The sequence below is a fragment of the Oryzihumus sp. genome (genome assembly GCF_054325275.1).
In genome coordinates this window covers 1-4,307 of record NZ_JBTCWL010000125.1, presented here as the reverse complement: position 1 = coordinate 4,307, position 4,307 = coordinate 1, and the positions used below count along the sequence as shown (strand labels likewise).

General features: G+C 72.3%; 4 protein-coding genes and 1 pseudogene. 2 read left to right on the top strand and 3 right to left on the bottom strand.

The genetic code is table 11. From position 1 onward, the window contains the following. The coding region (locus tag ACXVGS_RS18805) for a PASTA domain-containing protein (protein ID WP_458538202.1) at positions 1–981 on the top strand (981 nt) is incomplete at its 5' end. A 10-nt stretch (positions 982–991) separates the two neighbouring features. Here ACXVGS_RS18805 and ACXVGS_RS18800 read toward each other — a convergent pair. Beyond that, positions 992–1,840 carry a DUF881 domain-containing protein gene (locus tag ACXVGS_RS18800; RefSeq protein ID WP_458538201.1) on the bottom strand — a complete coding sequence of 283 codons (849 nt, stop codon included), beginning with the start codon at positions 1,838–1,840 and terminating at the stop codon, positions 992–994. A 78-nt stretch (positions 1,841–1,918) separates the two neighbouring features. Between ACXVGS_RS18800 and ACXVGS_RS18795 the strand changes: the two genes are divergently transcribed. Next, complete coding sequence (locus ACXVGS_RS18795; protein WP_458538200.1) at positions 1,919–2,386, top strand: cell division protein CrgA; 468 nt, start codon at positions 1,919–1,921, stop codon at positions 2,384–2,386. A 515-nt stretch (positions 2,387–2,901) separates the two neighbouring features. Here the strand turns inward: ACXVGS_RS18795 and ACXVGS_RS18790 are convergent. Both ACXVGS_RS18790 and ACXVGS_RS18785 read right to left on the bottom strand, forming a co-directional pair. Then, positions 2,902–3,828 (bottom strand): rhomboid family intramembrane serine protease, encoded by a 927-nt coding sequence (locus ACXVGS_RS18790; protein ID WP_458538199.1) that lies wholly within the window; start codon positions 3,826–3,828, stop codon positions 2,902–2,904. Between the two features lie 49 nt (positions 3,829–3,877). Further along, positions 3,878–4,307: pseudogene (locus tag ACXVGS_RS18785) on the bottom strand (peptidylprolyl isomerase); the annotation flags it as partial.

Genomic DNA, 4,307 nt, shown 5'->3' with positions numbered 1-4,307 from the left:
GCGGCGATGCGCAGCGACATCGAGCGCTACCTCGCCGGCCGGCCGGTGCTGGCCACCGCCCCGGTGGCGGCCCCCGTCACCACCGTCATCCCGCCGGTGCTGCCGCCCGCCGACGCGACCACGGTGCGCCCCGCCGTACCTCCCTACGACGAGGAGCCGGCCGCGCGGACCGGCCTCGTGGTGGCGCTGGTGCTACTCGTCCTGCTCCTCATCGGCGGCGCGGCCTACCTGCTGCCCAAGATGTTCGACTCCCCGCCCGACCAGGTGGCCGTGCCCGCGGTGATCGGTCTGAGCGAGAAGGCCGCCCGCGACGCGATCGGCCAGGCGGGCCTCACGGTCGGCGACGTGTCCTACCAGGCCGACCCGAGCGGCGGGAAGGGCAAGGTCATCAAGCAGGACCCCAACCGCGACACCTACGTCGACCCGAGCAGCACGGTCGACATCGTGGTCTCCACGGGGCGCCCGCTGGTCGAGCTGCCCTACGTCATCGGCCAGGACAAGGACTCCGCCCAGCAGGCGCTGGAGGCGCGGGGGTTCACCGTGACGCTCAAGCAGCGCGAGGCCGACAGCCCCGCCGGCCAGGTGGTGGCGACCGACCCCGCCCAGGGTCAGCAGGTGCCGCAGGGCTCCGCGGTCACGGTCTACTTCTCCGACGGACCCGAGCAGGTGCCCGACGTGGTCGGCAAGCAGCAGCCCGACGCCGAGAAGATGCTCCGTGACGCCGGCTTCCAGCCCGAGGTCGTGCAGTCCTCCAACACCACCGAGCCCGCCGGCACGGTCATCCAGCAGAGCCCGCAGGGCGGCCAGCCGCAGCCCCAGGGCACGGTGGTCACCATCGTGGTGTCGTCCTACCAGCCCAGCGAGTCGCCCTCGCCGACCGAGTCGCCGACCACGACGAGCCCCAGCCCGTCGCTCCCCGGCTCGCCCGGGCCGCAACCGCGAGAGGCCGCTCCGCCGCCGGCTCGACGGTCGGGCGGCTGAGCCCGGGGCGCTACTTCGCGGCCGCGGCGATGGGCGTGGCGTAGCTCAGGTCGAGCAGGCCGTCGTACGCCGGGGCGGTGAGCTCCTCGTCGGTCCGCAGCTCCCAGCCGACCCGGATGAGCGGGTTGGCCGCGTCGTCGCGGTAGTAGCCGAGGTAGGAGTCGGCGGCGATCGCGTCGAGCATGCCGGTCTGGTCGCCGACGCCGGAGATGACGTAGGGCTGGGAGTAGGGCACGCCCTGGAGCTGCACCGCGTTGCCCTCGCACTTGATGCCGGTGGTGGTGATGATCCGCTGGCCGTTGACCGTGACCGCGGTGGCGCCGCCGCTCCACATCGCGTTGACGACCGCCTGGATGTCCTGCTGGTGCACGACGAGCCGGTTGCGGTCGAGCTGGGTGGTGGAGATGAGCTCCTCGGGGGCGTCGGTGAGGGTGACCGTCACGCCCGGGCCGCTGCGCGGCTCGAGGCCGGCGGGGTCCTTGAGCCGCTCGATCCTGCGCTGGTAGCGCTTGACGTCGCGGTCGTCGACCGAGCTGGTCAGCGTGGCGACGTCGGCGTTGAGCGCCGCGACGCGCGCCCGCAGGCCGGCGTACTGGTCGGCCTCACGCTTCACCAGGGAGGCGAGGTCGGTGTAGCGGCCGGGCCGCAGGTCGGTGCCGTGGCTGTTGTGGGCGCTGATCACGAACAGCCCGCCGCACAGCAGGATGACCACCGGGGTGCCGGCCCGCCACGGGGAGCGGGGACGACCCGGGGAGCGTCCGCGGAGCCGGCGCAGCAGCCGGCCGCCGGCCAGGCGACGCCACGCCGGCGGGCGCGGAGCGTCCTCCTCGGCGGGCCGCGCGTGGGATCCGGGGGTCACGCCGACTAAGGTAGCCCGCGACCTGTGACGAGAGCGTCATCGGCCCGACTCACCCCCCGCGTCCTCTAGGGAGCAGCAGTGTCCAACCCCAAGGCCAAGCAGCCCGACGTCCTCCACCCCGGCGCCGGACCGCTGTTCTCGGTGCGCTTCGTGATCTCCCTGGTGCTGGTCGTCCTCGGCATCGCCTGGATCGTCTTCTACTACGCCGCCGTGCGCGCCGACCCGTCGGCGATCCCGCCGGCGAAGCCCACCGGGCCCGGCTTCATGGGCGACCTGGCCGGCTGGAACTACGTCATCGGCTTCGGCGCGCTCTTCCTCGGCCTGATGATCGCCGCCCACCCCCAGACCCCCCTCGGCCGCGGCCGCGGCGTGGTGGTCGGGATGCTCGGCTGCTTCATCATCGGCCTGCTGTGGATCTGCACGTTCTACGTCATCTCCGACAACGTCTCCCGGCTCCCCGTCTTCGACGACCTGGGCCAGAAGAACCTCATCGTGGGCATCGCCTTCATGGCCGTGGGCTTCACCTTCGCGACCCGCTGGGAGTGACCCACCGGGAGCCGCTCCCGTCCGCACGTCGAGCACCGGTCCGCCCCTCGGGGCGGGCCGGTGTTTGTGCACAGTGGGGATAACTCTGTGGAGAACTACACGCGTGTAGTTCTCCACAGGTGATTCCACAGGTGTGGAGAAAGGGGGTGTGGAAAACCGGTGGAGAGTCGGTGGAGAACCGGTGGACGACGATGGGCCGTCCGCGCGCCAGCCGACACGCCCACGACCCCGCCACGACCCGGTCACCCCGTCGCCACCGCTGGTCGAGGTGCGAGGAGCGCCACGGCACCAGACCGCTGGTTGAGGTGCGAGGAGCGCCAGCGACGAGCCTCGAAACCCCGCACGACGCACTGCAGCCCGTGCGCTCCCACGGCACACCTGGCTCACCGGGTTTCGAGGCTCGCTGGCGCTCGCACCTCAACCAGCGGGAGGGCACGCTGGCGCTCGCACCTCAACCAGCGGGAGGGCACGCTGGCGCTCGCACCTCAACCAGCGGGGGGAGCCGCCGACGCGCGTCAGCCGAGGGCGACGGTGCGGGCCACGATCGCGGCGAGCACGACGACGGCGACCAGGCCGACGCCCACCGCCTGCCAGGCGCTGCGCCGCGCCCGGGGCGCGTAGGCGAACGCCGCGGCGATGGCGACCCCGCCGAGGAAGCCGCCGAGGTGGCCCTGCCAGGAGATGTTCCCGGGGCCGGCGAAGGTGAAGACGAAGTTGATGCCGATCCACATCAGGATGCCCTGCGGGTTCGCGCGCACCTTGAGCGCGAGCACGAGCAGGGCGCCCATGAGGCCGAAGACGGCACCGGAGGCGCCGAGCGTGTTGACGTACTCCGGGGCGGCCCAGTAGACGAGCGCGGAGCCGGCGAGCCCGGAGACGAGGTAGAGCGCCAGGAAGCGGACCCGGCCGATGGCCAGCTCCAGCTGCGGCCCGAGCACCCACAGCGCCAGCATGTTGAAGCCGATGTGGAGGGGCTCGACGTGGGTGAACATGCTGGTGAGCGGCTGCCACCAGGCGCCGTCGCTGACGCCGGGGAGCCAGTGGCCCGCGCCCAGCGTCGAGCACTGGTCGTGGGTGTAGGCGTAGCCGCGGGTGCCGACCGCGCACAGCCCGCGGGCGCGCAGCGAGAGGGCGTCGACCAGGCGGCTACCCGAGCCGCCGGAGGCCAGGATGGCCAGCCAGACGGCGACGTTGATGCCGATCAGCACCATCGAGGTGATCGCGGCGTTGCCGGGCCGCAGCCCGCCGTACGCCGTGCGCCCGCTGCGGGTGGTCTTCTTGCCCTCGGCGATGCACGAGGGGCACTGGAAGCCCACGGCGGCGTCGCGCATGCAGTCCGGGCAGATCGGCCGGTCGCAGCGCTGACAACGGATGTAGGACTCGCGACCGGGGTGCCGGTAACAGGTCGGCACCCCGGTCTCGGGAGTCTGGTGCTCGCTCATGCGGGGTCGGTCTCCGAACCGCGGCGGGGCGAGGACTCGCGGGGCCTGGTCAGCTCCGGACGACCTGGACGGACTCGATGACGACCGGCTCACGGGGGCGGTCGCCCGGGCCCGTGGGGGTGGTCGCGTTGGCGTCGACGACGTCGCGGCCGGCCTGGTCGGCGACCTCACCGAAGATGGTGTGCTTGCCGGTCAGCCAGCTGGTGGCGCCCACGGTGATGAAGAACTGCGAGCCGTTGGTGCCCGGGCCGGCGTTGGCCATGGCCAGCAGGTAGGGCTATTCGAATGCAAGGCCGCTGTTGACCTCGTCCTTGAACGTTTAGCCCGGAACGCCGGTGCCTGTTCCGAGGGGGCAGCCGCCCTGGATCATGAAGTCGGGGATGATCCGGTGGAAGGTGAGCCCGTCGTAGAACCGCCCGGTCCGGCCGCCGTCGGCGTGGTACTCCTTGGTCCCCTCGGCGAGGCCCGTGAAGTTCTCG